4 protein-coding genes are annotated in these 2,295 nt (G+C 44.7%); 1 reads left to right on the forward strand and 3 read right to left on the reverse strand.

Going from position 1 to position 2,295, the window contains the following annotated elements:
- Positions 1-183 precede the first annotated feature (183 nt).
- Both ACJMNB_RS05015 and ACJMNB_RS05020 read right to left on the reverse strand, forming a co-directional pair.
- A complete protein-coding gene (locus ACJMNB_RS05015) occupies positions 184-495 on the reverse strand; it encodes a hypothetical protein (RefSeq protein ID WP_405339599.1) in 312 nt (103 codons plus the stop codon).
- Positions 495-764 carry a toxin gene (locus ACJMNB_RS05020; RefSeq protein WP_405335699.1) on the reverse strand — a complete coding sequence of 90 codons (270 nt, stop codon included), beginning with the start codon at positions 762-764 and terminating at the stop codon, positions 495-497. The genes ACJMNB_RS05015 and ACJMNB_RS05020 overlap by 1 nt, the downstream gene beginning before the upstream one ends.
- Positions 765-1,002: 238 nt before the next feature.
- On the opposite strand from ACJMNB_RS05020, the gene ACJMNB_RS05025 reads away from it, so the two are divergent.
- Complete coding sequence (locus ACJMNB_RS05025; protein WP_405339601.1) at positions 1,003-1,275, forward strand: hypothetical protein; 273 nt, start codon at positions 1,003-1,005, stop codon at positions 1,273-1,275.
- Here ACJMNB_RS05025 and ACJMNB_RS05030 read toward each other — a convergent pair.
- Positions 1,272-2,295: fibrobacter succinogenes major paralogous domain-containing protein (locus tag ACJMNB_RS05030; RefSeq protein ID WP_405339603.1), on the reverse strand; the 1,024-nt coding region annotated here is incomplete at its 5' end. The genes ACJMNB_RS05025 and ACJMNB_RS05030 overlap by 4 nt on opposite strands.

Below are 2,295 nucleotides of genomic sequence, written 5' to 3' on the forward strand. Positions count from 1 at the left end.
CACCCGACAACAGCAAACGCCACCAAACCCATCGCCACAAGAAACTTTTTCATAAGACCTCCGATAACCCGATATAATAAATCCACATCAAATGTAATTTATTTTCACTCCCCCCAAAAAAACAAAAGGCGACCTCACCACCGCCTTAACATTGACTCAGAAATCATTTTATTATCACGAATTTTACGCATTCTCCGCTTTCAGTTTCGCAGCGAGTTCCACCACGGCATCATCAACAAGCGTTTGGTAATGCCCACCAAAGCGATCAGCAAAAGCCTTGATAACTTCAACTGCCCCCGAATGCAAACGAATCGTATAAGGCTTTTTCGCCGAAGCCCGAATTTTAAAGGTTGCCCCCGCCAAGGCTGCAAGTTCCTTTTTACGTTCTTTTGTAATCTGCGGTTTGCCCTGATGATTCGCCTCATAATCAGCAAGAAGTTCACGTTCTTCGTCATCGAGATTAAACTTTTTCACATGTTCATCGAAAGATCGCATTATGCACCTCCATACTTTTTCTGCGCAGTTCTGCTCTGCACAATAGTCTTAAGCCAAATATCGCCATCAGGTTCAGGTTTGTACGGAACAAGACAACAATAGCCATTGATTCTAACAACCATAACCCGCTGCCCAGGATATTTTTCCTGATTCGGGTGTTCATAGTCGTCAAGGACCTCTTCCCTGCGCATTATTTCTTCGACCTGTTCAAAGGAGACATTTCTAGTCGCTTTCAACAGTTCATTCTTTTCGGGATTCCATCTAGCCATGAACCCCATCCTTCAATATACCTTTTGTACATACATTTGTCAATATGTCTTTTTGGAAAGAATCATTTGATTTCATCTTTTATTCTTATTTTCGGGAACGCCCCCGCTTGGCTGAATAGGGATGTCCCTATCTAATACTATATACGCCACTTTTGCGAAAAGTGGGAATTTTGCGCATTTTTTCTATACTTTACCACAAAACGTACTGAATCTGTTTTCCAAGATGGGATTTCACTAAATGACTCCAGCATGGTACCCGTGGGCAGCGCCCGCCATTCTAATCGCCATAGGCATGTTCATTATAGTCATGTCTTACGGGGCACTTATCCAAAGCAAGCGAACGGGCAGGCATATCTCCGGAGTTCCATTTTTCGGAGGACTCTTCGTGTTCCTCGGGTTCATCATTTCGCCCATCAAATGGCTTGCAATCCTCGCACTCGTGGATTACAGCTACGGAATGTTCGTTTACTGCTTGCTGTCGGAACGATTCAAGCAAAGCAAAAAGGATTAGTCCTTAACGCAACGAACAGAGAAAGCATGCTTCTTTTTGAAATTGAGCATGACCGCATATTCACTGCCGTAGTACAAGGACAAGCCGTATGCGATGAGAGCATCGTACTTAGTGGCACTCCAGAAGTTAGCGTTAGCACCTTCATCATAGAAATAGCCATCGTCGCCCCTGATGCCAGCAGGCAACACGGAGAAGCCGAAAGCATCCGTACCGTTACCATTATTATACCAACCACTCTGCGACTTGAGAGCCCTGCCCGCAACCAATTGACTATTCACAGACATATATAGGTCACCCCATTCCATTTGCGAAGGTAAATGCCAGCCTAACGGACAAATTCCGTATACAGTGTCAGGCAGGGAACAATTTCTGAAGCTACCACAATTCAGCGGATTATCTTCATCGTTCGCCAACTTCGCCGAATCAATCGCAGCCACCCAAGAATAAAGGCGACCGTACTTTTTACAAAAATACGCACTATCGTAATAACACCAGCTTTTGCCTTTTAAACTCATATTTGAATCATCATAATAGTCCAAATTCTCCGCCATCCACCATTGATCACCAATTTTAACAGTCTTGTAAATACGCCCATCACGGTCATCGATCAACTCTCCATATTCACAGTTATCTTCAGTTTCAGTCTTGCAAGGCGTCGCCAACGCAACAGAACTAGATGATAACTCATTCACACTGCTACTAGAATTTACCGCAGTTTCACTACTACATGACTGCGAATCCTCAACAGAAGATGACATTTCCAACTTGACAGAACTTGACGAAGTGGCATCCACACTACTGCTAGACTTTCCAGTCTTTTCACTGGAACTAGATTGCTTCGCATCACTCTGGGTGTCGCTTGACGAAGTCTTCGCCTTTTCACTGCTAGATGAGCCCTGTTCAACCGAGGAAGACGATTCAACACCCGTTTCGTCATTCGGCCCTGCAGACGCCGACGAACTGTCATCGCACCCGACAACAGCAAACGCCACCAAACCCATCGCCACAAGAAACTTTTTC

The sequence above is a fragment of the Fibrobacter sp. genome (assembly GCF_045131395.1).
GTDB lineage: Bacteria > Fibrobacterota > Fibrobacteria > Fibrobacterales > Fibrobacteraceae > Fibrobacter.